Raw genomic sequence first — 24,940 nt, forward strand, 5'->3', positions numbered from 1 at the left:
GGTAAGATTGTTATTTACCGCCTTGTCTCACGGGATGCACACCGAGGCTGTCGGTCCCTGCCGTAATCGGAGCTGTAGCCCGGCCCTCGGTGAGCTCGCGCAATGCACGCTGCACAGTGGTATCGTCGGTATTGGCTACCTGATAGTAGGTCTCACGGCCAAGAGTGTCGCTTGCAATCAAGGCTTTCAAGTAGTTAACAATCAAACGGTGGGAAATGTTGATATAATACCATCGTGCCGGCACTCCGTTGGACGATGCATAAGAGACAAACTGCTGCAGCAACTCTTCGTCGGAAGGTAGCATACGCAACAGTTCGCTGAGATTAGCGGCCTTGGAGAGAGTCTCACGGCGGCGGTCGGTATACTGGAATGCAAACTTCTGCAGAAGTCCGGCATTAAGCACATTAATATAGTAGCTCGATATGCCTACTGTGTCGTTGGGCACAAATACATCAGGCATGATGCCCCCTCCGCCATATACCTTGCGTCCTCCGATGGTGTGATATTCGACCTCCTTGTTGAGATGAATGCTGTCGGAGGCGAAAAACTCGCCATGTTCGTAGCGCTTGGTAATATCCTGCTCATAGGCTCCGCGCTCACCAAGACGGTAATCCTTCTGTATGCAACGTCCCGACGGAGTATAATAACGCTGTACTGTAAGACGTACGGCACTACTGTCGGGCAGCGTAATCTGACGCTGCACGAGGCCTTTGCCGAAACTTCTGCGTCCGACAATCAAGGCACGGTCATTGTCCTGCATGGCTCCGGCAAAAATCTCGCTCGCCGAAGCCGAATATTCGTCAAGAAGCACTACAAGTCCCGCATTCTGAAACGACCCGTTGCCGTCACTCGCTATAGCGCTGTTCTCGCTCTCATGGCGTCCTCGGGTCTCCACTATCGGCGAGTCTATAGGCAGAAATTCATTGGCCATCATTATGGCCATCTCAAGGAATCCGCCGCCGTTGCCGCGCAAGTCGACGATGAAACTGCCGGCGCCGCTTGCTGTAAGCCGGGCGAGCGCGGTGAGGAACTCATCGTAGGTAGTGCGTCCGAATTTATTTACCTTAATATATCCCGTCTCAGGCGATATCATGTAGGCGGCATCGACCGAATTGAGCGGGATGTCGCCGCGGGTTACTTCAAATGTAAGCGGTTTTTTGCTGGTTGAACGGCGTATGCCAAGTTTGACAACGCTCCCCTTCATACCGCGCAGGCGCTTTACAATATCAGTCTGGGCAATACCCATGCCGGCCACTACTGAATCATTAATGCTGACAATACGGTCGCCCGGGAGTATGCCGGCCTTTTCCGACGGACCACCGGGTATCACCTCATTGACGGTAATCGTGTCGGTAAACATCGTAAACGATATGCCTATGCCGCTGAACGACCCTTCAAGTTCGTCATTGACCGCCTTGAGGTCTTTTGCCGGAATATAGTTGGAGTGAGGGTCAAGATTGGCTATGAGATCGGGAAGACTCTGCTCGATAAGTGAATCGATACTCACTTCGTCGACATAATCGTTGTTGATAAGCGACAATATTTCTCCCAATTTTTCCTGTCCGGGACTAAGATGCATGCGGCTGTTAAGCACGACACCGACAGCAATGCCTATGGCCAGGGCTGAAGCAATAATCAGAGGAAGCCACGCTTCGGGCTTTTTTATGTGTTTCATTTCTATGCGAATCAAAGGGTATAGCAGACCTGCGTCATGCTACAGGATAATACTCCTTTATGTAATATTTAAGCCTAAATTGCTGTATTATATCAATTTACATATGCAAAATCAGTCAAGCTCGGATATATGGATACACTCTACTCCCGCGTTTGCCAAAAGGTCAAGGCCATCCGACAGCCGATAGAGCTCGTTGAACACGACTCTCTTTATTCCGGCCTGTATTATCAGTTTGCTGCACTCCATACAGGGGGAAGCCGTAATATAGAGGGTCGAACCCTCGCTGGAATTACCGCTACGAGCCACTTTTGTTATGGCATTGGCTTCGGCATGAAGCACATAAGGTTTGGTAGAACCGTCCTCATCCTCACACACATTGGTGAATCCGGCCGGAGTACCATTGTATCCGTCGGATATAATCATCTGGTCTTTAACCAGTAATGCTCCTACCTGACGCCTACGGCAATAAGAGTTTTCCGCCCAGATGCGGGCCATGCGCAGATAGCGCTTGTCAAGCACGAGTTGTTTCCCGTTCTGATCAGTCATATGACATCTTCGTGCGGGTCTATATTATTGTCCTTAGTGTAATACCGCACGCGTGCAAAGATACAAATTTTCATTCTATTATATTGTGCAAGCTCTCAAAAATAATCTATGGCATATGAAATCTACCCCTCATGCCTGAAAGCAAGGCGGACCGTTCTCCCGAGCGGTCCGCCTTGTGGTAATTGAATACCCCTAATTTTAAACCTAAAACATCAATCTTTTCCTGTCACACATAAAAGTGTGTAGACAAACTATCCTAATTCATTTCTAAAACTAAAACTCATGTCGCGAGTTTCTCGCTGTCGTGTTCAAACAATCGATTTTTATATCATTTCTGATTTGAACATCGCAAAGATAGTATCTGCCAACACAATCCTATGTAATCGAGATTCAATATAGAATATATTACAGATATATTCTACCTAACAAATTGACTTTCATGGTATATAGATATTCGTATCTTAAATATGAATATAAATATTTTTACGAGACAAATTCTTCACAGACGCCCGATTTCCATCACCATAATCTCGAAATTATCCCGGTCGGAAGCTCGGTTTTTCATCCGGTTGCGATAGGTGTACACTGTATTGACCGAGAGATTGAGAAAACGGGCTATCTTACTGCTGTCGTCCAATCCAAGACGCATGAAGGCAAGTATACGAAGTTCCGGAGTAAGATGACCGGCGTTTTCGTCGCCAAGTTTGAAACCGTCTTTCATCAAGGCATTGACATCACGGATAAATGTCGGATAAATATTGATGAATGCCTCATCAAACTCTCTATAAAACAATTCCTTTTGTTCATCTTCCAGTTTACCGGTACGCATCATATGATAAAGTTCTTCGGTCTGACCGGCTGCCAGTTTTCGCGATACAACCTTACACACATCCTGCATCTTGTCCATATATATATAGCATAACGACAGGAAACGCCCGAGATAGACCTCCTTTGTAGCATTGGCCCTGGCAAGCTCGTCTTTTGCATCGGCCAATTCGGCACGCTCTCGTGCCCTACGGTAGAACAACACCCCCACCAATATCAGTATGACTATCATACACCCGATTATTATACATAAAAGTACTGTCGAGTTACGCTCGCTCTCCCTATAGGCATTGCTTATAAATGGCATCGCATCCGACACATGCACACTCCTTACAACAGCACCGCTACGCACCTCATTCTCCTCTGCTATAACGATATAGGCATACGCCCGCGACGCATCGCCCGACTCATAAACCCATCGGCCCAACTGCTTGAGCGCTTCCCCGTCGATATATCCGCGTTGATTTTCAACCAAGGCCGTCAGGGCGATACAATAAGCCCAGTCGTCGTAGCGCTCCCTTCTGAAATAAGCAAGTGCGAGCATGCCGGTTGCATCGATAAAATTGGGATGCGACGCGTCAATTCCCGACAGATAGTCGCGCAACGTAGCGATACTGAGCGAAAGATTATTGTCAGCAATATCAGCTGTCGCCTTATATAAAAAATAACCGTCATCCTCCTCTGCAAGTTCCGACACTAAAAGCCGTGAAAACTCTCCGACCCGCTCAAGTAACTCCATGTTTACATCCCAATGCGAATAAATCGTTGTAAAATATATATATACCTGTCTCGCCGACTTATAAAAGGCGATTCTATTGCTTTTTGAAAGAGCGGACACATCAGTAGTATCAATGGCCACAATAGCTTCATGCATTCGTATTTTCAGCGGCATAAGTTCCATCGATCCTATTTCATACTTTCTCACATTCTCTATATCACCGTGAGCAAGCGCATCCTCCTTAGCTTCGGAGTAATACATCAGCATTGAATCAATCTGAAAATGACGGCCCTCGTCTATCAGACGCCCATACAGCCTTATACGCTCATCATAATCAGACGACGCCCTTATTGAATCGCGCAATTCGGCGATATTACGCGCCCGTGCATCAATCATATCCTCGCGATACTTAAACGAAGAGTCTATCTCATTGAGCAATCCACGCAATTTATCGCTCATCTCCACATCTCGGGCACACCCAGAACACACTATAGTACAAGCCGTTAATAAACAATAAAGAAACAGGTAAAAGATTGATTGGGACATGTCTGGTAATTTTGAGTGGCGAATATAATCATTATCCACAACCCATACAACAATTAACGGCCGTTTCTCACGAAATGGCCGTTAATTGTTGCCTTATTAAAGGCTTCCAAACCTAACATAAAACACATTTACTTTTATGCACTATTTACATTCGTCGCATTAATTGATTCTAACAATCTATACTAACCCTAAAATAATTATTAATACCAATTTTTCACACGAATCAAAGAGAATTCGCTATTGTATTGCAAAGTAAGCTATCTTTTTCCTGAAATTTCCCGCTATTGTACCCAAACATAAATATATATTGCATATTTTATAAATAATTAATATTGATAATCAATTATTTAATATTTAAAAATATAGATATTAAATCGAGATAAAATTACCGGGAACAAGACGCCACAACACACAATTTCGGATATCCCCGGAGGTATTATGAACTATTTTTACACTTGTGAAGACAAGTAGTCGCACCATATCGGCTGCCATCTTGCGGGAAATTGCCATATTATGAAAAATGACTACCTTTGCCTCAGATTCCGAACAAGCCACGACAGCCGCAATGAATATAACCGAATTCAGGCAAGCGATAAAACCATGGATGCTCCCGATAGCTATGCTTATGGGAATAATATTCCACGACAGCATCCACTATCTGGCATTTCTATCGCCATACCTCATATTTACAATGCTTCTGCTCACATTCTGCAAAATTAATCCTAAGGAATTTCACATAGGCAGATTCATATGGATACTACTTGCAATCCAGATTATTGGAGCAGTGGCCGTATACATTGCCATAGCTCCAGCTAGCACCGATATCGCACAAGGCACATTTATATGCATATTCTGTCCAACAGCCACAGCAGCGCCGGTAATCACAGGAATGCTTGGCGGATCAGTGACTATGTTAGCCACATATTCACTCATCAGCAATATTTCAGTGGCCATGCTGGCACCTGTTCTTTTCTCCTTCATAGGATATAATTCCGATATATCCTTTATGGACTCGACACTTCTCATAAGCCAGCGCGTACTTCCTCTTATCCTCGCTCCTCTGGCTCTTGCGCTGCTATTCAGGGCATATATGCCACGCGTGCATGCTGCGATAGCATCTCGCCAGTCACTGTCATTCTACCTTTGGGCATGCGCCCTTATCATTGTTGTCGGAAATGCCGTCAGCTTCATAATCCACGAGCCCGCATCACGAGTTCCTGAGATGATTATTATCGCAGCGGCCTCGCTTGCGGTATGTGTGTTGCAATTCGCAATCGGCCGTATCGTAGGACGCAGATATGGCGACAGGATTTCCGGAGCGCAAGGACTCGGCCAGAAAAATACGGTATTGGCAATATGGATGTCGCTGACATATCTCGACCCTATATCGTCGGTCGGGCCGGCGGCATACGTGGCCTGGCAAAATATCATAAACTCCCTACAGCTATATCTCCGGAACCGAAATGATAAAATTGGTATCAAAAGAAATGCTTGAACACAGATTCAGGAACTTTTACGGGACACAGACGTTAACCTATATAAATAAGGTGCACTATGGACAGCATGTATGAAATACTCATGGGGCTTCCACTATTCAAAGGTGTAAGCCACGATAAAATATCCGAGATTGTGGAAAAAGCCAAATTCCACTTTCTCAAATATACAGAGGGCAACCCGATTATAAATGCCCACGAACCATGCACACACATCAAGTTTGTGATAAGCGGGAGCGTACGCTCTACTATTTCCAACTCCGACGGACGTTTCAAAGTGTCGCAGACTTTGCATGCGCCATGTGTAATAGCGCCCGAATTCCTCTTCGGCAAAGCCCCGTTCTACCCGAATTCAGTATTTGCCCTTGAACCTACCGGTGTATTGCAGATTTCTAAAAACGACTACATGAAAATTCTTTATACCACTGAGATATTCATGTACAACTTTCTGAACACCCTGTCGATGAGCGCCCAGAAAGTCGTAGAAGGCATCCTGTCGATTACCGCAGGCTCCCTTGAAGAGCGTATCGCATTCTGGATTATATCACTGACTCAGAAAGGCGGACAAGACATTGCTCTCACATGCAAGGCTCGTGACCTGTATGCTCTGTTCGGGGTACAGCGCACTTCGTTCATAGCCACACTCGAAAGCATGAAGCAGCGCGGCATTATTGGCTATGACAATCAGGAGATACGTATCCATTCACGCGAATCGCTTCTCGAGATACTGAATACCTCGGCCGACTGAAATCTACACACTGCAACAATTTCTCGACACTGACATAAAACGCTTCACCCCGATATCGTGCGGATATCAGGGTGAAGCGTTTTATAACTTATTCGTTTTTACTGCTACTCCTCGACAAGCTCGCAAAGCAGAGTGGCCGACGACGATCCGACAACCCTCACTTTGACGAAATCGCCTACCTTAGCATTGCCGCGCGGGAACACACACGCCTTGTTCTGGCTCGAGCGTCCCACCATCTGCTCCTTGGAGCGCTTGGCCACGCCTTCCACAAGCACATCGAGCACACGCCCCTCGTCACGTCGGTTGGACTCGGCCGACAGTCGGTTCTGCAACGCAATCATGCGGTTGAGACGCTCGATTTTCACATCTTCGGCCACATTATCGGGCATAGTCTTCGCAGCAACAGTGCCGGGACGTTCCGAGTACTTAAACATGAACGCAGAGTCAAAGCCCACTTCCTCCATCAGCGACAGCGTCTGGAGGAAATCCTCCTCTGTCTCATCATGAAAACCGGTAAACAGGTCGGTCGATATGCCGCAATCTGGTATCATTCGACGTATCGCGGCTATACGGTCGAGATACCATTCGCGTGTATACTTCCTGTTCATACTCTTCAACACGGCATTCGACCCCGACTGTACCGGCAGATGTATGTGACGGCACACATTAGGATAGCGCGCAATCGTAGCAATGATTTCATCGCTCATATCCTTTGGGTGACTTGTCGTAAAGCGTATACGCATGTCGGGAGCAGCCTGCGCCACTATGGCGAGCAAACCTGCGAAATCCACACGCTTGCCATCCTCTCCGACCCAGTCGTATGAATTTACATTCTGGCCGAGCAGCGTCACCTCCCGGAAACCTCGGCTACGCAAATCGGCAACCTCGGCAAGAATGCTTCGCGGTTCACGGCTGCGTTCGCGTCCGCGGGTATAGGGCACAATGCAATATGTACAGAAATTATTGCACCCGCGCATAATGCTGACAAAGCCGCTCACCCTATTGCCTGTAATCTTCATCGGTATGATATCGCGGTAGGTCTCTGTGGTCGAGAGTTCCACATTGATGGCCGTCTCTCCCGCCTCGACTGCGGCAAACAGTTCGGGCAGCGACAGATAGGAATCGGGGCCAGCCACAAGGTCGACACCATGATTGGCTATAAGGTCGTCTTTCACTCTTTCGGCCATACAGCCTATCACACCTACTATCAGCCTGCCTCCGCGCTTGCGCTTGACTGCGGCAAGAGCCTGCAGGCGGCCTACGATTTTCTGTTCGGCATTATCGCGTATCGAACAGGTATTCAGCAATATGGCATCGGCATCATCCGGATTGTCCGTTACCGAATAGCCTGCCATGCCCATCACTGAGGCCACGACCTCCGAGTCGGCCACATTCATCTGACAACCGTAAGTCTCTATATAAAGATGGCGACTGTCTTCAGCCGACAAGGTCGTAGCAGTTGTATCTGATTGTCTATTGCTCATTTGTATCAACTTTGTGCAACGAAAATTTGCTTTGTGGACGGTTATTTCCTAATTTTGTGCAAAATTACAAAAAGTAGGCCACTTTCTCGAAAAGACCACCTACCAATTTATTGTCATTACAATATCATTATCAAAATATTCAAGATATGGCATTCCCCGTTCTTACTCCGCAGGAAGTTGCCGAACTGATTAAAGATCAAGATACCTTAGGTCTGTCAGGTTTTACGGCATCCGGCACCCCGAAACTTGTCACTGAAGCACTGGCTGCGAAAGCTGAGCGCGAACATGCAGCCGGCCGGCCGTTCAAAGTAAACGTATACACCGGCGCATCCACCCAGGAACATGCCGACGGCGCCCTCGCCCGTGCCAACGCATTAGACCGCCGTTCGCCATACCAGAACACCCCCGATCTCCGCAAGCGCATCAACTCCCACGATGCACACTACTTCGACATGCACATCTCCGAACTCGCCCAGACACTGCGCTACGGTGAGCTCGGCGGCATCGACTTCGCCATCATCGATGCTGCAAGCGTCGACGACAAAGGCAACATCGTGCTCGGCTCAGGCGTAGGCAACATCCCTACTCTGGCCCGCATGGCCAAGAAGATTGTGATTGAGCTCAACAGTTCGATTTCGCCAGAGATTGAAGGATTCCACGATATATATATCCCCCTCGACCCTCCCTACCGCCGCGAGATACCTATATATAAGCCAAGCGACCGCATCGGCGACACCATTCTGCGTGTCGACCCATCCAAGATTATCGGCATCGTGAAGAGCGACGTCACCGACGGTGTGAAGAAGTTTTCCGAACTTGACGACATCAGCAAGCGCATCGGAGCCAACGTTGCCGGATTCCTTATCAGCCAGTATCGCAGCGGTGGCATACCCAAAGAATTCCTCCCTCTCCAGAGCGGTGTGGGTAATGTGGCCAATGCCGTGCTCTTCGGTCTTGCCGACGCTACCGAGATACCACCGTTCGAAATGTACACCGAGGTTATCCAGGATGCCGTAATCCACCTCATGGAACGCGAGCGCTGTAAATTTGCCTCAACATGTGCCATGACCATCACCGACGATGCCATGCGCCACGTGTACGACAACATCGAGTTCTTCCGCAATAAAGTGCTCCTGCGCCCGAGCGAAATCTCCAACAACCCCGAGGTAATACGCCGACTCGGTGTGATTGCCATGAACACCGCTCTCGAAGCCGACATCTTCGGCAATGTCAACTCGACACATGTGCTCGGCACAAAGATGATGAACGGTATCGGCGGTTCCGGCGACTTCGCCCGCAATGCCTACATCTCGATATTCTCATGCCCGTCGGTAGCCAAAGGCGGCCTCATCTCGGCAATCGTGCCAATGGTAGCCCACGTTGACCACAGCGAACACTCCGTAGACGTAATCATTACCGAGCAAGGTGTAGCCGACCTCCGCGGCAAAGATCCCGTACAGCGTGCCGAAGCCATCATTGAAAACTGCGCACATCCCGACTACCGTCCGATGCTCCGCGAATACCTACGCCTCGGTATGGGACAGACTCCCCATACCCTTCGCGCGGCTTTCGCAATGCACGAGACATTCAACGCACAGGGCGACATGCACCTCACCGATTTCGGAAAATACCTCTGATAAGCAAATTTGCGCATAAATTTAATACTCGATTTCTTCCGGATATCTCACGGCATCATTTTATGAAGTGATTGCCCCTCCGGAAATATCCATTATACCAACGGCGATACCTCACGTATCGCCGTTGATGTTTATTCACAGTACATTAATTTAACATAACTTAATTAATTAACACCCGATTTTCGGATTTTTTGCAAAAATAAGATCTCCTTGCAAAAATTTCAGAAAAAAAGTGTTTGCAATTCCAGGAAATGTATTAACTTTGCATCGTTTTTGAAGCTAAAAAATTGTTTTATTATTAATTACAAAACGAAATGAAAAAGTTAGTTTTATTACTTGCTGTTGTATTCAGCGTATCACTTTTCTCTTGCGGTGGCAACTCTAACGCCGAGGCTAACGCTGCTGACTCTGTAGTTGTAGAGGAAGTTGCTGTAGAGGAAGTTGCAGTTGTTGACAGCGTAGCTGCTGACAGCGTAGCTGCTCCCGCTGACTCTGCCGTTGTTGCTGAGTAATTTTTGCTCGCCCCAACACAGCAGTGAATTCCGTGCCATAGTACACTCTGGAATCACAGCATGAAATAAGCTGACCACACAAAGTGATCAGCTTTTTTTATGCCCGTACGTCAGAGATATGCGCTACATCGACATCAGATCACGGAAAATATCAAGAGCCACCTTGATATCCTCCTCGCCGGCAATACTGTCGATTGCCACAACTCCGGGAGCCTCAAGCATGGTGAAGTTTATCCTGTCGTCAAGATTCTTCTTATCGTGATGCATCAACTCAAGCAGACGTGGATAGTCATCACATGTAATCGACGGAACACCGTAATGATCACGCACATAGCCAGCAATCTTGCGCAGCAGAGCTGTAGAAAATCCCTTGTGCATATGGCTTAATACAAGTTCCACCACAATGCCCCACGCCACAGCATAGCCATGGGGCACTGGCGCACCTTTCTCCATAGCCAGGCTCTCAAAGGCATGCCCTGCCGTATGTCCCAAATTGAGAGATTTTCTCAGCCCTTTCTCAGTAGGGTCCTCGGCGACAACACGCCGTTTCACTCCAACCGACGATTCCAACAGCTCAAGCATGCAATTGAAATCATGTACACATGGATTATATGCAAGTAATGCCGTAAGTGCCTCCTCGCCATCAAGCAAACCATGCTTTATCATCTCGGCGTAGCCTGAATACATCTCCGAATCCGGCAGCGATGAAAACATAGCTGTAGATATAACCACAGCCTCAGCCTCACGGAAAGCTCCGATTTCATTTTTAAGTCCTCCGAAATTTATACCCGTCTTTCCTCCGACAGAGGCGTCAACAGCCCCGAGCAGGGTAGTCGGGACATTTATAAACCGCATGCCACGCTTAAATGTCGATGCAGCAAACCCGCCTATATCGGTTATCATACCTCCACCGACATTAATCAACATGGAGTGGCGATTGGCGCCCAGCTTCTGCAATTCACTCCATATATGCGACAACGAGTCAAGATTCTTGTTGATATCTCCCGCCGGAACAGTAATCAGCCGAGCATCCGACAAGGCCGGACAATCGGCGGCTAAATAAGGCCATACAAGCATGACGGTATTGCTGTCGGCGAGCACATAAACACCATGGGGATTGGCCGCAGCAATCAGTCCTGAAAGTTCGCGGGCCACTTCATTTGTAAATATCAGTTTCTGCATACAAGCGTTTCTTAATGTTCTTGATTTATAGTTGTTCGGGAATTACCGACACAGTTATATTGACATGCCGAATACGTCAAGAAGCAAAGGCAACCTCTCGGCAAGCACAAGCATCGACGGATACACGATATCGGCACCGGCATCGACAAGCTCTTTCTCAGGAATCGGCCCTGTTGTGACTCCGATGGTAAATGCACCCGATTCGGCGCCCGAGAGCACCCCCATGGGAGCGTTGTCAACAGCAATACTGCTGTCGGGCGTTGCTGCCGCTCTTTCCATAGCCCTCAGATAAGGCTCCGGATGTGGCTTTCCATGAACTACATCGCGCGAAGTAATCTGCATACCCGCAGGAAAGGCTCCCGGATAATCCCGGTCAAGACGGTCGATAAGCGAGCGCTGGCCTGAGCCGGTGACAAGTACCGTAGTAATGCCGCGTCGCATGAATTCGCCTATCATCCTATCAGCGCCCGGCATCGGTGAGACATCAGGCAGTTCTTTGAAATACTGTGTCTTGCGCAGATACAGAGCCTCACACTCCTCATCAGTGACATCGCGTCCGAACGCACGCTTGAACAACAGTCTTATCGTATCGCGTCCGGTGCGTCCTTCATACATGAAAAACTCGTCATGCTCACAGGGTACACCCTCTTCCGTCATCAGACGGTACCACGCGTCGGCATGCCGTGGCATAGAGTCATACAGCGTGCCGTCCATATCGATAAGCGCCGCTGTCGGAGAGAAGCTAATCAAGTCGTGCCGCTTCAGATAGCGGCTTACAGCCATCTGTTCAGGAGTCATTGCCATTTATTCTTTCTTGTTTTTGTTTCTTTTATTTTTGGATTTCTTGTCGACGGGCGCCACATCGTCATCTCCGTTGGCAGGCAGAGGTGGCGGAGCCGGGAGAAGACCCTCCTTAATGAACACCAGCGAGTCGGCGGCCGATATCGTGTCAGCTACCTCCCGGCCATCGGTAACGGGTGGCACAGCCCCCTCAATCTTCAGCGCACCCAGGCGGGCGGCCCTGGAGCCACGCTTGAACACATTGTCAATTTCCTTAAGCAGATTGACCCTTGTGTCCGCCACAATAGCCATACTTTCGCCCACATCTCCAGGCTTATATTTGGCGCCCCCGAGCCTCACCTTCATGTCATCCGGATTTCCCGACAGATTTATTCCAAACTTAAACGGCAATGGCGACTTCAGCACCGATATATGATACTTGAAATTCAAATCAAGGTCGTTGCTTCCCATCACGGCCAGACGATAACGGTCGAAATCAAATACAAACGGGAACAGCTGTACCATCGAGTTGCGCACAAGCATCTCTGCCTCCATATGCTCGATTACATTCTTCTGTTTATCCTTAAACATCAGCCACTTGGCCAGTGTGCGGAATGTCTCTCCGTCCAGAAGCACCAAGTCGCGTCCGTTGAGTCTTATGGCGGCGTCAAGCGACGGCATAACTATATTCATCGTAGTATCGATATCGGCTGTGGCGGCTATGCTCGCGTCGATAATGCCCTCGAAGCTGTTGAGCAGAGGCATCAGAGAATCTACCGCAGGTACCATGCCTACAAATTTCTTTATATCAATGCCGGTGAGGTCCAGCCCCATGCCAAAGCGCATCTCTTTCCTGTCAGGAGCTGAATACAGTGCGTTGAGACTCACACGACCCATTTCCGACGAGGCATGAAGATTGTGTAGATTAAGAGCACCCTCGCTTACAAGAAGTTCGCCCTTGAAATCGTGCATATCCATGTCGGAATATACTATATTGTCGGCGCTGACATTAAGCCGTGCGTCGAGATTCATCGGTATGAGTACTGCGCTCACACTGTCGGCCGACATAGAGGCGTTGTCGGCCATCCTGTCAAGGTCGGCTTCCGACCGTGCATCGACATTCACAGCGGTGCCGTCGGACTTGGCCGCATAGTCTGCGCCTCTGTAAAGCGCCTGAACCAATTCGTTGACATTGAGCGAATCGCTGTGTAGATTCCAGTCCAGTTCAAGTTTGCCGCCACGCGTCAGAGCTCTGCGTATATTTGACACAGAGCCGTTTATAGTAAAGTCGGACCTGCCGCACTCATATCTCACATTGCGCAATACCACACTGTCGGTCGAAAACTCCATGTCAAATCTGGATATGCGGTTGCGCAGAGGGAAATATGGTGAAAACATCCCGCCACGCTCGGCTGTGAGACGTCCGCTCATCTGAAGGCGGCGCAACAGACGTCCTGTCGACTCATCGACGCTGAGGTCTATACTGTCGGCTCCGGCATGCATCGCCCTCTCGGCCTCCCAACCGGCCCGGCGGGCGGCAAAACGAGCCGAGTCGGCTGCCGTGAACTCCCGGTTGCGGACTCGCCTGGGCTTTATATGTGCGTTTACTTCGAAATGGCTCTTGCGCAGGCCCATGAAGTTTTTCCTGTCGGTAAAGAATATACTGCCCGCATCGGCATTCACATTTACCTGAGGCAGATGGGCATTGTGCTCATAGCGACGCAATGCAAAGCGTGCCGCGATATCTGCCAGACTCATCCTTGACGAATCTGTATCCACATAGCTTACCATATCGGCCTTCAGCATACCACCGAAAGGTATCACTGCCGTACTGTCGGCCGAGGGCGGACGGTTGAGACATCCTGCACCAGCCTTGGCATTCTTCAGACGGATTGTCATCCCGTCGACAATGGCGGATATGGTATCAGTGTTCATCGACAGAGTGAGTAGCGAGTCGACCTTTACATTATTGGCTGTGACAAAACTACCGGATGTGCCGAGTTTTACCTCCGAATGGCGGGTATAGCATGACACTCCATAACCCGGAGAGTCAAAGGTAAAGTCATCAATATATAGAGCGCCGTCAAGTATCAGTCTGTGGAAATTAGCCATCGAAAAATCGCTTGCCCTACACTTCATTCCGGTATCAAGACGCACTATCCCTCCGACCACCGTAGAGTCGGGAAGCATAGCAAGCAATTGCCGCGGCAGTCTGGCAAGACGGCTCTCCAGAGTGACTTTGCCTGTGAAAGCCGGATCGGTAGTCAGACTCCCGACCACTCCATTTACGGTGATGTCGGCGCCCATTCCACCAAGTCTTAAAGCATTGACAGTTACCGTCATTGAGTCGATATTCCCGGGAAGCGCAATATCCATATCGGCTTCAATACGGTCAATCTTTACCGTACTGTCATACACAACGCTGCAGCGCGGTATCTTTATGCTCAGTGCCATTGATGGAATGCTGTCGGTCATCGGTCTGAAAGGCTTTGTAAACTCACCGGTCACGACGATTTCCATACCGCTGTCGATACTGCCTATTTCACTGCGTATATGCTCCGGAAGGAGACCTATAGCCGCAGCGGGTGCAAACGGTCCAACCTCAAATGTCAGTTCGGTGATTGCGAGAGGCTCGGTAAAATCCAGAGTAGTATTCCATACCGACTTGATACTGCCTCCTGACGGAGTACCGACATCCAGTCCGAAATCACTGAGCGACATAAGCATAGGCTTGTCGCTGTTCCATTTGACGGCACCGCCGAGATTAATTGTCACCGGACGCGCCACAAGCGCCTGAGGCATGTCGATGTCCAGCATCGACTCTACCGACAGAGCATAGCCACCTTCGGCATTCTCCACCAACGGCGATTTGGCAAGCACAAGCCTTATATTCACACTATCGGCAATGGAACGATAGCTTACAGACAGCGAATCGACTATATCAAAGCGGTTGAGCGATATATCCGGCACAAACACCGGACCGGTAGAGTCGTCGGCAGGCTCCGTTGCAGGAAAAATATCATAATTCGCATGTAGAGAGTCAAGCGCCACCACGTTGACCGCTGCTCCCTCAAGCTCTATATCATACAGATTGACTTTCGCAGCTAGAAGAGCCGCCACATTGACCGCGCCATGAAAACGCCCAACCCTCAGTAGGGTGTCGCTTTCCGCCGACACAAAGGCTTTTTGCCCTACAGGCAGGCTGTCGAATGCCTCGGAGACTATCGTAAGCGAATCGATGTCGACCGTAAGATGCGGGAACGTGTGCCATAGAGTCAGCTCCACCCGACCGATGCCCACATGCGCCTCCAGCGCGTCATTTGCCACACGAGCCACTATCGGCGTAAGGCGTGCCGGGGTCATTATCCACACAATCAGGGTAAGCGCGACTGCCACAAGGAGTATGAACCCCACCACAGTGCATGCCGCCCACTTAAGTATCTTCTTTACCATAGATGTCAGCTCTCTCCTTCCTTACGTATGTCACGCGCTGTAATATGAAAACAACCCTGTTTCCTCTCATACTTCACGTAGCACTTTCCCTCGTCGCGTATCGCCTTAAGCACCTCGCCGAGAAGATTCTTGAGATCCTCCTGCGTACGGTTTACCGTGACAGAGTCACACAGGAATTTCGCATAACTGATATCAAACGTAGTGCCATACTGATGGGCCGAGGCCTCGACTGCATTGCGGTTGCTGCGACGCAACTTTTTTATGCCATGCTTCGTGCGAAGCACACTCGTCACCTTCAACCGGTAGGAACCACCGCCACGGGCCTGGAGCGAGTCGTTGAATCTCTCCCCTATCTCTCTGAGCAGAGCCGCGGCCTCGGGCACCAGATAAGGAAGTGAATGAGTAAGAGAGTCCACCCCGTACTCACGGCAACTGCGTATATGACACACCGGCCGTTTAAGCCGCCATACATCGGCAATCGATTCTATAGGCTTTATCCCAATACGCTCAGCCTCATCAAGATGGATATAATTGCTGTCATTGAACACTCGTCCAAGTGTACCCCCTACTGGATTGATTTTCATTTTGACACATTCGTCGTCAGGCATCGAATCCAGATGCCTGTCATAAGGATTCCTCCCCACCGGCTTTTCCTTGACCATTACGTAGACCGTGTCATTTACGGCAGCCTCTGCCTCAGAGCTACCCGACGAGCAACCGTACAATACCGGCGTAATTCCGGCGATGACCGCAGCCCACACGGCCACAGCACTGAAAACAAGTGATATGTATCTTGTTATCATCAAATTTCCTTTCTACAATCTTCTGAAAGATTGACTGATTTATATAATATTGATTTTAGAGATTGTCAGGTTTACAACCGTAAAGTTACCAAAATCCCGCCACTCCACCAACCTCAAGCGGGATACCTTACCGTTGTTCAATTAAAATAACAACTTTTCACAGCATAGAGTGCTCGACGTCAGTGCTTTTTCAAAAATTCCTGACTGTACCTGACGGCCTCGTCAAATGCCGCAGTCTGTCCGCCTACTGTAATAAACAAGTGCACCGACCCGGGAAACAGCCTGTAATCTACATCCTCCCCAAGGCGACTTAGCCTGTCGGCAAACTCACGCCCCTGGTCTCTCAATATGTCGCGGTCGGCTCCCACAATCATCATGCGCGGCAACGTCTGCAGCTCTCTGTCGGAGGCATGAGCTGGTGACACCTGCGGATTGTCGCATCCTCCGCCATAAGCCCGGTTGAACGCCTCCATCAACCGACTGTCAAGTCCGTATCCCTTTCCGTACTCTTTCCAACTTTCCGAACCATCGGCATAGGCCTTGGTGACCGGATAAAACACGACAAGCGACTCCAGCTCCCCGGCCGGCATACTCATTGCCGTAACTATGGCGAGATTGCCGCCCGAGCTATCGCCCCCAACCGAAACACTTCGGCATCGCCATGTATCAAGGCTATCGGAAGCCATCTCTACGGCCCTCCGGCAATCGTCAAGGCCATTAGGATAAGGATATTCCGGGGCAAGACGATAATCCACGGCAAGCACGGCCACACCTCCTGCAGCCATCGCACCACAGTAGCGCGAACAACTGTTTATACTGCCTATCGTCCATCCCCCGCCATGAAAATACACCAGCAAAGGCACCGTATCGTTTCTATAAGCCTCGCTCCTGAACAATACCGCATGTTCTCCTATGCTGTCGCAGCGGACATCACCGGGAAGTACGGGCTTTGCATTCCGCGCATTCCTTACAGCCGCCAGGTTGCTGACATCTCCCTCTATGGCATCCTCTATGGCGCGAGTCTGCCGCTCCTGTAGCCCCTTAGGCATGCCCCGCAAAAAGCTATCGGCCTCGCTACAGAAATCCACGGCCTCTGCTACGGACACCATAACCATTAAAAGCAACAACACCGTCGCCGGCCTCAATATCAGGCATAAACGATTGGCTATCTTTTTATACATCACAGGTAATTTATTTACCTGCAAATTTAGATATTCCTGCCGACAATCTATATATGACGCAGAATATAGTTGGCCAACCTCCACCTGCGGCTAACTATAGCAAGGCGCCTCCGTCGTGCGATAGCCTTCACTATCTGTGACGCCACTTTATCGACAGGCATCACCCAGAAGAGTCCGTCGCCCTTGGCCATGCGGGTATCGACAAGTCCGGGACGTATCTCGGTCACGACAACACCGGTGCCATTCGACTTATGCTGCAACGCTTTGGTATAATTTATCTGATAGGCCTTCGAAGCGCTGTAAGCCGGAGCCATTGCCGCAGGCATAAGGCCACCGACAGATGTGACCGTGACAAGCTGTCCCCACCCCTGTCGCTCAAAAAGTCGATATAGCCCAACTGCAGCATTAGTCCATCCGTCTACATTCACCCTTGCAGTCTCGATTTCCGCCGAGGCATCAAGCGCCGGATTAAGTTCGCCTATACCAGCGCAGAGTATCGCTATGTCCAGACTGCCAAGTTCGCCCGTCATAGCCTCCAATGCCCGGTCGAACTCGCCCATGTCGGATATATCACACGCGTAAGTAAGAGTATTTTCCCGACGCGAGGCTGCCATCTCTTCAAGCAGCTCCACGCGCCGGCCCATCACTGCCACCATATTATGCCCTGAGGAATAATGCTCCCACAGCCGCCGGCCGATTCCCGACGTCGCTCCGATAATCGCAACATTCATTACTCAATTAGTATTACATTCTCAATGGATTGTTACAGTTACGTCATCTATTTAATCATCAGCATGACCAAGCATGCAGTAACGATTCATGCGGCAAAGATACATATAGTACACAAAGTATATCTCAACAAATGTTGAGACTCCAGCCTCCGCAATACAATCCTACAAAAAACATCCGCATGCAATCCGTTGACAGATTGCATGCGGATGTTTTTATAGACTAATAAAAGTCTACATATTCTCGTCAAAAGTCATCTCGTCGAATCCTGCGGCATCAAACTCATCATCGTTATACTCGCTCGAGCCATAAAACTCCTCATCGAAATCATCGCCCGACGACACCGACGTATTAACGGCAGCCTTTGTCTCAAACTCATCGAAATCCATAATCTGAGCGGGAGCAGCACCGCGCGAAGCCACACAGATGGGATCCTTCAGATTCTCGCCCGCGATGCTCTTCTTCATCTCGATAAAGAAACAGCGGTCGGTCATATAGTCAAACACAAAAATCAGACGCTGGCCATCGTCAATGTAGTCGCTAAGCACGGTCTCGTCCATCAGATACACCTCCTGGTCGGAATCGGCATCCATATCCTCAAGCGTGATTTCCTTGCCCTTCTCCCAGTTGTCATCACACAGGAAGAAAGAGCACATCTGGTTCTTGTCATATTTCACACTGTCGCAGATTGCATTCTTGAAATCGAGAAACGTAGCATCGGCGTCAATGTTGATTTCGCGTCGGAAGTCATCGACTTCGTCTGACACTATTCTGAAGTTGAATATCATTGGAAGGTAATTTTTGATTCAGTGAGTAATTAACTGGTGGCTTATATAAATATGAGCGGATTTTTAGATATTCTTGAGCGGGATGATTTCTGATTGCATATATTCCGGCCTATGTGTATCAGCGGAAACGCTCGGGGAGCGACTCCTTGATAGCGCGCTCGCTTGCGGCCATTACCTCGCCGAGGTCATGCCGTCCGTCGGCTTTCGGCTCGATAGGCTTATGGATTGTAAGAGTTATCGTGCCCCAGCGCGGTATTTTCCGGAACCGCGGCATGACGTCAAAAGCCCCGTCAATCGAAATCGGCACTACGGGCAGTCCGAACTCCATAGCCAGCATATATGCGCCGCGCTTGAATGGACGCATATGCCCGTCCCATGTTCGGGCCCCCTCTGGAAACACCACCAGCGACATGCCTCCGCGCAACTGCCGTTCGGCAAGCTCCATAGTGCGGCGCGTGGCCGAAGGCGAGGAGTTGTCGACCATGATATGCCCAGTGACCTTACACGAATACCCTACCAGAGGTATCTTCTCAAGCGACTTCTTCATCATCCAACGAAACTGGTAGTTGAGATAGCCGTAGATTGAAAAGATATCGTAGGCACCCTGATGGTTGGCCACAAACACGTATGATGTGCCGGGCTTCACATGCTCGCGCCCCACTACCCGGACCCTCACCAGTGTCATCACACAGAACAGACGGGCCCACCAGTGGGGGAAAAAATATCCGCCCCACCGTCCAAGGCCCACCACTGCGCTGAGTATCGACAGCAATGCGGTAAGGATAGTGGCCACAAGCAGTACCGGGGCCATTATCACAATCTGGTATATGCGGTAAAGTATCATCATCACGGTTGCAAATTTAGTGCGCTATAGCTGAAAATGCAAGTGTCCGCCTATTTTTTTACCACCCCCGCAATTAATCGACATATCTTGTTTAAGTTATGAGCTTTTTAGAGCTTGGCTTAGAGCTTAAACGTGATAGGCAAATTCATTTTGGTTCTTACCGGACGTCCGTTGTATGTGCCGGGCACCCATCCCTTCATTTTCTTTGCGACTCTTACTGCTTCTGCGTTTAAGTCAGGGGCAGCATCACGTATCACATTTACCTTGTCAACCTCCCCGGTAGCAGAGATTTCAATCTGAAGGACTACACGCCCCTGGATTTTATTTTCATATGCAACAGGAGGATAGCGCAGATTTGCAGCAATCCACCGCATCATTGCAACTTCTCCACCGGGATACTGCGCCGGTTTGTCAGGTGCAAGACACACCTCATCCGAGGCATCCGCCTTTACATCCTCTTGCAAAGGGACTAAGACATCCGGAGTCAATTCATCGCAACTCTCTCTTGCCGAATTATAGTCGGCACGCGCTCCAAGTGTAATCACCGCAAGCAGCATTAATGTGACAAATCTTTTCATGGTCATTTTTTAACCGGTAAATATAAGAGCTTGTTTAATAATACATAAAGAACCCTACCGGGAGATTGACGGCGGACAATCAGCCGTGGAAGGCGGCAAGAAAGTCGGCCACCACAAAGGTCGAGCCGCCTACAAACACGGTGTCGTCCTCCTTAGCCTGAGCCATAGCTGCAGCCACTGCATCCTTCACTGTAGGGTAGGAAGTGCCGTCGAGCCCGACGCCGCGGGCGATTTCAAGCAGACGGACGCTATCCATCGCCCTGTCTATTGAGGCTCGGGTAAAATAATACCTTACGTCGCCGCGCGGCATCATCTCAAGTATATGGCTCACATCCTTGTCGCTGACAAAACCCAGCACCATATGCTTCACCCCGGGCAGAGAGGCCAGACGCGGAGCGAGATACTGCCATCCTCCGGCATTGTGCCCCGTGTCGCACACCACAGTCGGACGTCGTCCCACTACCATCCAGCGCCCTGCCAGACCGGTATCGTCGCACACATGGGCCATGCCGCGGGCCACATCCTGCGCCCCGATATGATAGCCCGCCTCAATCAGACGCCCGGTGGCGGCAAGTATGGTGGCGGCATTGCGTGGCTGGCAGTCGCCGGTGAGCTGTCCGCGCAGAGTGCCGTACGGAGTGCCCTCATACACTATGCAGTCCTCTTCCGGCCGAGCCGAGATGTAATCGGGCGACTCGCAGGCAAACGTTATCGGAGCACCCTCGGCCGCGGCCTTGTCGGCAAACACACGCCTGACATCGCCCTCGGCCTCACCCACCACCACGGGCACACCGGGCTTGATGATTCCGGCCTTCTCGCCGGCAATCTCGGGCAGCGTAGAGCCAAGAAACTGTGTATGGTCGAGCGATATGTTGGTGATGACACAGAGGTCGGGACTTATGATGTTGGTGCTGTCGAGCCTGCCGCCCATGCCTACCTCCACAACGGCCACATCCACTCCGCAGCGGGCCATGTAGTCGAACGCCATAACCATCGTAAGTTCGAAGAACGACGGATGCAGCTCCCTCACCTCGGCGGGGAGGGCCTGGTAACGCTCCACAAAGTCGGCCACTCCTTCGCGGCTTATCATCTTACCGTCCACACGTATGCGCTCGCGGAAGTCGACCAGATGGGGCGACGTATAGAGTCCGGTGCGGTAGCCCGCCGCCTGGAGTATGGCGGCAAGCGTATGGGCTGTCGAACCCTTGCCGTTGGTGCCACCAACATGTATCGAGCGGAACTGCCGGTGAGGATTGCCGAATGCACCGGCCAGACGACGCGAAGTGTCAAGCCCCGGCTTATAGGCCGGAGCACCCTGCCGCTGATACATCGGCAACTGTGTGTAGAGGAAGTCGAGCGCCTGCTCGTAGGTCATAGCCATATCGTCAATAGATTTTTATGCAAAGTCAATCAGTAATATATCAGAAATCCGCCCAGGCCGGCCAGACAGATTATCCATATCGGATGCATCTTCGTGAAGTATACCAGCAGGAACGACACCGCACAGATGAGTATGCTGAATGTATTGTCGGGGAAGTTCTGGCGGTTCATCAGCAGGAGGGCCGCCGAGGCGATAAGCCCGATGACTACCGGACGAAGCCCGGCGAAAATACCTTTTATCACCTCGGAATCCTTATGCCGGTGTATGAAATGGCTTGCATAGAGCACCAGCAGAAACGACGGAAGCATCACCGTGAGAGTGGTCACCACCGAACCCCACACACTGCCCGTCACCACATAGCCGATATACGTGGCACTGTTGATGCCTATCGGGCCGGGGGTCATCTGTGATATAGCAACGATGTCGGTAAACATCTGTTCGGTAATCCATCCCGGGTTTACCACCTCTCTCTCGATAAGAGCCAGCATGGCGTATCCGCCACCGAACCCGAACAGGCCTATCTTCAGATAAGCCCATATCAGCTTGAGATACACGCTCATCGCTCACCTCCTTTCTCTTCAGCGCCGTTGTCGTTACGGCCGGAGGCATCGTGAAGCCTGCGGTTGACACGTCGCAGCCACAGCCAGCCGCCCAATCCGCCAAGTATGATAAACCATATCGGGTTGGCTCCGAAATATATCATCAGCGCCACGGCCACAGGTATCCACACCGTGCGCCAGCCTATCTTGGCCGAGCGAGCCGACGTGAGCACCGGAGCAATTATCAGCGCCACCACACACGGACGTATGCCCTTGAATATGGCGCTCACCACCTCATTCTCCTTTATGATGTCGGGAGTAAGGAATATGGCGATAGCCAGAATTATCAGAAACGACGGCAGGATAGTGCCCAGAGCGGCCACCACACTCCCTTTCAGCCCGCGCAGACTGTCGCCGATGCTTACCGAAATGTTTACCGCAAGAATGCCCGGAAGCGACTGCGACACAGCCAGCAGGTCGAGAAACTCCTCGCGGCGTATCCAGTGGTGCTTGTCGACTATCTCACGCTCGATTATGGATATCATGGCCCATCCGCCGCCAAAGGTGAATGCACCGATTTTCAGAAACGTCCAAAAAAGCGGCCCGTATATCCGTCCGCCGGCCGGAGAATTCTCCTCCATCTCCGGTTTATTGTCCTGTATGCTCATAAGCTATATTTACGAGGGTGCAAAATTACTAATTTACATCTCTTTTTCACATCCCTTATTCATGTTTTATTCATAAAAACACGTATTTTTGCATTCAAGTTTCCAATCATTCACCAAACATAATCCTGCATGAAGAAAATCTACCTGCTTTCCCTGGCTGCTGTCGCGGCGCTTCCGTCGACATTGATGGCCGAAATACCCGAGGGCTACTACGACAACCTCAAAGGCCTGAGCGGAGCCGACCTTAAAAACGCGATATACAACACAATCAAGAATCCCAAAGCTCCCGGCTACGGCCCCGGGGCAAACAAGACCTGGTGGGCATTCTACGAGACCGACCAGTTGCCCGACGGCACATATCTCAACCGCTACAGCGACCTTAAATTCGAGGTGGGCGAACGCGGCTCGCGTCCTAAAAAGGACATAAAGGGCACCACCAATTCCAAGGGCAACTATATAGAGATGAACATCGAGCACTCTTTCCCCAAATCGTGGTGGGGAGGCACCGAAGGCACCATATACAACGACCTGTTTAACCTCTACCCCTCTGACAACAGCACCAACAGCGCCAAATCAAATCTTGTGATGGACCGCGTTGCCAACGTGTCGACCGACGACGGATATACCAAAATCGGCAAAGGCACCAATGTCAGCGAAAACGTGTGGGAGCCGATCGATAAATATAAGGGCGACTTCTCGCGCGGATACATGTATATGATTTCCGCATGGCAAAACTATACATGGGTAAAAGTCGGCCTTCAGTTCCTCGACAACAACCAGTACCCCACATTCAAGCAGTGGGCCGCCGACCTCTACTCCGAATGGTGCCGCCTCGACGAGCCCGACGAGATAGAAATCAACCGCAACGATGCCGTCTATAAAATCCAGGGCAACCGCAACCCCTACATCGACTTCCCCAACCTCTTCGAGTACCTCTGGGGCGACAGCACAGCCTGTACGTTCGACCCCGAGAAGACAGTCGTGGCCGGTGGAGGCACATACCGTCCTGCAGCACCCCTCGATCCCGCCAACCCCAACCACTACTACCGTATGGAGATACTCTACGCGGCCGACTATACCAAGGGCGACAATGGTGTGACCGAGACCACCGTCAAGGCTCCGGGCTCTTCGTCCAAGGTATGGAACCGCAGCACCCAGTACGGATGGGTGGCCAACTCATTCATCGGCGGCACACGCTATGATAGCGACGCCACACTCTATACCGAAGAGATTGACCTCGCCGCCACCACCAACGCCTACATGCAGTTTGAGCATGCTGTCAACTTCCTCCCGGGCAAGTGTGCCGACTATCTCACCGTATCCGTGATATGCGACGGCGTCGACACTCCCATAAACGACGTGGTGACATGGCCCGCGGGCAACTTATGGTCATTCATCAAATCCGGCATAATCGACCTCTCGGCCTACGCCGGAAAGAAGGTGAAAATCGGATTCCGCTACACCAGCACCACCTCTACCTGTGGAGCATGGGAAATCAAAAGCATAGAACTGCGCGGCGGCTCCACATCGGGCATCGACAATATCTTCGACACGCCCGTGAAATTTGACCCGTCGCTCCCCGCCGAGTACTACACCATAGACGGACGCCGCGTCCATCCCTCGACCTCCGGCCTCCTCATCGTGCGCCAGCGCGGCCGTACATACAAAATCCTACGTTAACGCAAGTCACCACCAATGACATGCCCGGCATAGGCCCGGCGACAATGCAATAGCCCCACCCTGCGAAACGCTAATGCGATGCTTGGGTGGGGCTAATGTTATACTATACGCTAACAGTATGGCGACTAAACAAGCTCTTATTTCTCCAAA

At 50.5% G+C, this 24,940-nt stretch carries 21 protein-coding genes; 5 read left to right on the forward strand and 16 right to left on the reverse strand.

Going from position 1 to position 24,940, the window contains the following annotated elements; translation table 11 throughout:
• Positions 1 to 10 precede the first annotated feature (10 nt).
• From ADH68_RS03195 to ADH68_RS03205, 3 genes are all read right to left on the reverse strand, one after another.
• Complete coding sequence (locus ADH68_RS03195; RefSeq protein ID WP_068959835.1) at positions 11 to 1,675, reverse strand: S41 family peptidase; 1,665 nt, start codon at positions 1,673 to 1,675, stop codon at positions 11 to 13.
• Between the two features lie 111 nt (positions 1,676 to 1,786).
• Positions 1,787 to 2,221: a deoxycytidylate deaminase gene (locus ADH68_RS03200; protein WP_068959834.1), complete on the reverse strand. Its 435-nt coding sequence runs from the start codon at positions 2,219 to 2,221 to the stop codon at positions 1,787 to 1,789.
• 499 nt (positions 2,222 to 2,720) lie between these two features.
• Complete coding sequence (locus ADH68_RS03205) at positions 2,721 to 4,223, reverse strand: DUF6377 domain-containing protein (protein WP_068959833.1); 1,503 nt, start codon at positions 4,221 to 4,223, stop codon at positions 2,721 to 2,723.
• A gap of 652 nt (positions 4,224 to 4,875) precedes the next feature.
• On the opposite strand from ADH68_RS03205, the gene ADH68_RS03210 reads away from it, so the two are divergent.
• Both ADH68_RS03210 and ADH68_RS03215 read left to right on the forward strand, forming a co-directional pair.
• The gene (locus ADH68_RS03210) at positions 4,876 to 5,805 is read left to right on the forward strand and encodes a transporter (protein WP_068961952.1); all 930 of its coding nucleotides are present in this window, start codon (positions 4,876 to 4,878) and stop codon (positions 5,803 to 5,805) included.
• A gap of 59 nt (positions 5,806 to 5,864) precedes the next feature.
• Entirely contained in the window at positions 5,865 to 6,551 is a 687-nt protein-coding gene (locus ADH68_RS03215) for a Crp/Fnr family transcriptional regulator (protein WP_068959832.1), read from the forward strand.
• Positions 6,552 to 6,655: 104 nt separating this feature from the next.
• Here ADH68_RS03215 and miaB read toward each other — a convergent pair whose 3' ends face one another.
• Positions 6,656 to 8,035 carry a tRNA (N6-isopentenyl adenosine(37)-C2)-methylthiotransferase MiaB gene (miaB, locus tag ADH68_RS03220; RefSeq protein ID WP_068959831.1) on the reverse strand — a complete coding sequence of 460 codons (1,380 nt, stop codon included), beginning with the start codon at positions 8,033 to 8,035 and terminating at the stop codon, positions 6,656 to 6,658.
• A 146-nt stretch (positions 8,036 to 8,181) separates the two neighbouring features.
• Between miaB and ADH68_RS03225 the strand changes: the two genes are divergently transcribed.
• The gene (locus ADH68_RS03225) at positions 8,182 to 9,672 is read left to right on the forward strand and encodes a succinate CoA transferase (RefSeq protein WP_068959830.1); all 1,491 of its coding nucleotides are present in this window, start codon (positions 8,182 to 8,184) and stop codon (positions 9,670 to 9,672) included.
• A gap of 314 nt (positions 9,673 to 9,986) precedes the next feature.
• Positions 9,987 to 10,184 carry a hypothetical protein gene (locus ADH68_RS03230; RefSeq protein ID WP_068959829.1) on the forward strand — a complete coding sequence of 66 codons (198 nt, stop codon included), beginning with the start codon at positions 9,987 to 9,989 and terminating at the stop codon, positions 10,182 to 10,184.
• Between the two features lie 123 nt (positions 10,185 to 10,307).
• Here the strand turns inward: ADH68_RS03230 and ADH68_RS03235 are convergent, their stop codons facing one another.
• The 12 genes from ADH68_RS03235 to ADH68_RS03290 form a co-directional block, all read right to left on the reverse strand.
• On the reverse strand, positions 10,308 to 11,366 hold the full coding sequence (locus tag ADH68_RS03235; RefSeq protein WP_068959828.1) for a 3-dehydroquinate synthase: 1,059 nt from the start codon (positions 11,364 to 11,366) through the stop codon (positions 10,308 to 10,310).
• Between the two features lie 54 nt (positions 11,367 to 11,420).
• On the reverse strand, positions 11,421 to 12,164 hold the full coding sequence (locus ADH68_RS03240) for an HAD family hydrolase (RefSeq protein ID WP_068961951.1): 744 nt from the start codon (positions 12,162 to 12,164) through the stop codon (positions 11,421 to 11,423).
• A gap of 6 nt (positions 12,165 to 12,170) precedes the next feature.
• Positions 12,171 to 15,599: an AsmA family protein gene (locus ADH68_RS03245; RefSeq protein WP_068959827.1), complete on the reverse strand. Its 3,429-nt coding sequence runs from the start codon at positions 15,597 to 15,599 to the stop codon at positions 12,171 to 12,173.
• 5 nt (positions 15,600 to 15,604) lie between these two features.
• Positions 15,605 to 16,402 (reverse strand): DUF5715 family protein, encoded by a 798-nt coding sequence (locus tag ADH68_RS03250; protein ID WP_088294772.1) that lies wholly within the window; start codon positions 16,400 to 16,402, stop codon positions 15,605 to 15,607.
• A gap of 179 nt (positions 16,403 to 16,581) precedes the next feature.
• Entirely contained in the window at positions 16,582 to 17,511 is a 930-nt protein-coding gene (locus ADH68_RS03255; protein WP_157755862.1) for an alpha/beta hydrolase, read from the reverse strand.
• Between the two features lie 119 nt (positions 17,512 to 17,630).
• Positions 17,631 to 18,314, reverse strand: coding sequence for an SDR family NAD(P)-dependent oxidoreductase (locus ADH68_RS03260; RefSeq protein WP_068959826.1), 684 nt, complete (start codon positions 18,312 to 18,314; stop codon positions 17,631 to 17,633).
• Positions 18,315 to 18,545: 231 nt separating this feature from the next.
• Positions 18,546 to 19,100: an IS1096 element passenger TnpR family protein gene (locus tag ADH68_RS03265; protein WP_068959825.1), complete on the reverse strand. Its 555-nt coding sequence runs from the start codon at positions 19,098 to 19,100 to the stop codon at positions 18,546 to 18,548.
• A gap of 118 nt (positions 19,101 to 19,218) precedes the next feature.
• Positions 19,219 to 19,947, reverse strand: coding sequence for a lysophospholipid acyltransferase family protein (locus ADH68_RS03270; RefSeq protein WP_068959824.1), 729 nt, complete (start codon positions 19,945 to 19,947; stop codon positions 19,219 to 19,221).
• 116 nt (positions 19,948 to 20,063) lie between these two features.
• Positions 20,064 to 20,522 carry an energy transducer TonB gene (locus tag ADH68_RS03275; protein WP_157755863.1) on the reverse strand — a complete coding sequence of 153 codons (459 nt, stop codon included), beginning with the start codon at positions 20,520 to 20,522 and terminating at the stop codon, positions 20,064 to 20,066.
• Positions 20,523 to 20,601: 79 nt separating this feature from the next.
• Positions 20,602 to 21,897 carry a bifunctional folylpolyglutamate synthase/dihydrofolate synthase gene (locus ADH68_RS03280; RefSeq protein ID WP_068961949.1) on the reverse strand — a complete coding sequence of 432 codons (1,296 nt, stop codon included), beginning with the start codon at positions 21,895 to 21,897 and terminating at the stop codon, positions 20,602 to 20,604.
• 35 nt (positions 21,898 to 21,932) lie between these two features.
• Entirely contained in the window at positions 21,933 to 22,463 is a 531-nt protein-coding gene (locus ADH68_RS03285; protein ID WP_068959822.1) for a chromate transporter, read from the reverse strand.
• Positions 22,460 to 23,110, reverse strand: coding sequence for a chromate transporter (locus tag ADH68_RS03290; protein ID WP_068959821.1), 651 nt, complete (start codon positions 23,108 to 23,110; stop codon positions 22,460 to 22,462). The genes ADH68_RS03285 and ADH68_RS03290 overlap by 4 nt, the downstream gene beginning before the upstream one ends.
• A 129-nt stretch (positions 23,111 to 23,239) precedes the next feature.
• Here ADH68_RS03290 and ADH68_RS03295 point away from each other — a divergent pair, with 129 nt between their 5' ends.
• Positions 23,240 to 24,790, forward strand: a complete 1,551-nt coding sequence (locus tag ADH68_RS03295) for an endonuclease (protein ID WP_068959820.1) — start codon at positions 23,240 to 23,242, stop codon at positions 24,788 to 24,790.
• The last annotated feature ends 150 nt before the right edge of the window (positions 24,791 to 24,940 follow it).

This window comes from Muribaculum intestinale (genome assembly GCF_002201515.1).
Lineage (GTDB): Bacteria > Bacteroidota > Bacteroidia > Bacteroidales > Muribaculaceae > Muribaculum > Muribaculum intestinale.